The organism is Burkholderia sp. E168m23 (genome assembly GCF_016586125.1).
Classification (GTDB): Bacteria; Pseudomonadota; Gammaproteobacteria; order Burkholderiales; family Burkholderiaceae; genus Burkholderia; species Burkholderia orbicola.
In genome coordinates, this window is the sequence record NZ_BCPP01001016.1 from 1 (window position 1) to 2,449 (window position 2,449).

The window sequence follows — 2,449 nt, forward strand, 5'->3', positions numbered from 1 at the left end:
TGCGCGATCGATTTCGGCACGTCCAATTCCGCCGTGGCGCTGCCCGACGGCGATGGCATGCGCCTCGCGCCCGTCGAGGGCGACCACCTGACGCTGCCCACCGCGATCTTCTTCAACAACGACGAAGAGACGGTCGAATACGGCCGGGCGGCGCTGGCTTCCTATATCGACGGTTTCGACGGCCGGCTGATGCGCTCAATGAAGAGCATCCTCGGCTCGCCGCTCGCGGAAACGACCACCGATCTCGGCGACGGCAGTGCGATCGCGTACACCGAAATCATCGCGCGCTTCCTGACGCACCTGAAACGCAAGGCCGAAGCGCGCGCACGCGCGCCGATCGGCCGCGCGGTGCTCGGCCGGCCGGTGTTCTTCGTCGACGACGATCCGCGCGCCGACCGTCTCGCGCAGGATCAGCTCGAGGCGGCCGCGCGATCGGTCGGCTTCGCGGACGTTCACTTCCAGTACGAACCGATCGCCGCCGCGTTCGACTACGAGTCGCGCCAGCCGGCCGAGCGTCTGGTACTCGTCGCCGACATCGGCGGCGGCACGTCCGACTTCTCGCTGGTGCGCGTCGGGCCGGAACGGATGGCGCGCCTCGAGCGCAAGGACGACGTGCTGGCGCACCACGGCGTGCACGTCGCGGGCACCGACTACGACCGGCGGGTCGAGCTGGCGGCGATCCTGCCCGCATTCGGCTACCGTTCGCTCGACCCGGAAGGGCGCGAGCTGCCGAACAAGATCTATTTCGATCTCGCGACCTGGCACCTGATCAACACCGTCTACACGCCGAAGCGCGTCGGCGAGCTCAAGCTGATGAAGCACCTGTACCAGGACGTGCGGCAGTACGACCGGCTCACGAGCGTGGTCGAGCAGCGGCTCGGGCATGCGCTGATGGCGCGCGCGGAAGAAGCGAAGATCGGCGTCGCGGCGGGCGGGGAGACGATGATCGACCTGAACGACGTGGAAGAGGATCTGCTGATCGCGTTCGACGCCGATCGTCTCGTCGACGCGAGTCGGGACGATACCGCACGCATCGTCGATGCCGCGCGCGAAACGGTGCGGCTCGCGGGCGTGGCGCCGCGCGATGTCGGGGCGCTGTATTTCACCGGCGGTTCGACGGGGCTCGCGTTCCTGTCGGGCGCGCTTGCCGGCGCGTTCCCGGATGCGCAGCCGGTGTTCGGCGATCGCCTCGCGAGTGTCGCGACGGGTCTCGGCATTCACGCGCAGCGATTGTTCGGCTGAATGGCGGGCGGCTGAAAGGTCGTCATGCCGGGCGGACGACCAACGCCCAAAAACAAAAAGCCCCGCCGAAGCGGGGCTTTTTTACACGAATGATCGCGCCAGCTTAGACCGGACGGATGTTCGCAGCTTGCAGACCCTTCGGGCCCGTCTTCACTTCGAATTCAACCTTCTGGTTTTCTTGCAGCGTCTTGAAGCCTTCGACGCGGATTTCCGAGAAGTGCGCGAACAGATCGTCGCCGCCGCCTTCCGGGGTGATGAAGCCGAAGCCCTTTGCGTCATTGAACCACTTGACGGTACCGGTTGCCATGTTACTTGTTCCTAAAAAGATAAAACGGGGCCGAAGCCCATGGGGTGCGGAAAATCAAGGAAGGGGTAATAGGACCAACCGGAGTACCGTTGATGGGCGAACTACGAAAGAACCAATTCACTCGCCACTTGAAATCCTGCGAAGTCCTTTATACGGCTAATCCGTCTGACGGTCAACCGTATTCCCATGCTCTCAGGGTTATTGCGGATATCTGGTTTACAAAGCTTGCAAGCGATGCGAATTTTTTGTAGGGGGCGATCGATTTTGGCGCCACGTTCGAGGTGCAACCGTTAAACTACGCGCCGCGTGGACGGGTTGCCCCGATCGGGTGACCCTCCCCCCAAGAATGCGTGCGCGGTGCTGTCCGAGCCGATCCCGGACTGCAGGCCGACCATGCTTTTTGAGACACAGGAGAGGATGTGAAGAGTTCTATTCAACGGAACATCGGCCCGTTTGCATTGATGCTGACGGGGCTGGGTTCGATTATCGGCTCGGGCTGGCTGTTCGGTGCCTGGAAAGCCGCGAAGATCGCCGGTCCGGCGGCGATCTGCGCCTGGATCATCGGCGCCGTCGTGATTCTGGCGATTGCGCTGACGTATGCGGAACTGGGCGCGATGTTCCCCGAGTCGGGCGGCATGGTGCGTTACGCGCGCTACTCGCACGGTTCGCTGGTGGGCTTCATCAGTGCATGGGCCAACTGGATCGCGATCGTATCCGTGATTCCGATCGAGGCCGAAGCGTCGATCCAGTACATGAGCACGTGGCCGTATCCGTGGGCGCACGCGTTGTTCGTGAACGGCGAATTGCAGACCCTCGGCCTGCTGCTGTCGGCCGTGCTGGTCGTCGTCTACTTCATGCTGAACTACTGGGGTGTGAAGGCCTTCGCGCGGGCGAACACCG

3 protein-coding genes are annotated in these 2,449 nt (G+C 63.5%); 2 read left to right on the forward strand and 1 reads right to left on the reverse strand.

Annotated elements, in window-relative coordinates:
- Positions 1-1,242: Hsp70 family protein (locus tag JMF90_RS33360; protein WP_201326021.1), on the forward strand; the 1,242-nt coding region annotated here is incomplete at its 5' end.
- A 103-nt stretch (positions 1,243-1,345) separates the two neighbouring features.
- On the opposite strand, the gene JMF90_RS33365 is transcribed toward JMF90_RS33360, so the two are convergent.
- Positions 1,346-1,549, reverse strand: a complete 204-nt coding sequence (locus JMF90_RS33365) for a cold-shock protein (RefSeq protein ID WP_006477070.1) — start codon at positions 1,547-1,549, stop codon at positions 1,346-1,348.
- Positions 1,550-1,968: 419 nt separating this feature from the next.
- On the opposite strand from JMF90_RS33365, the gene JMF90_RS33370 reads away from it, so the two are divergent.
- On the forward strand, positions 1,969-2,449 hold a 481-nt coding region (locus JMF90_RS33370; protein WP_201326022.1), incomplete at its 3' end, for an APC family permease.

Bases quoted from the DNA above. Each gene is read 5' to 3' on its own strand.
- JMF90_RS33365 (WP_006477070.1), bottom strand. From the start codon at position 1,549: ATGGCAACCGGTACCGTCAAGTGGTTCAATGACGCAAAGGGCTTCGGC.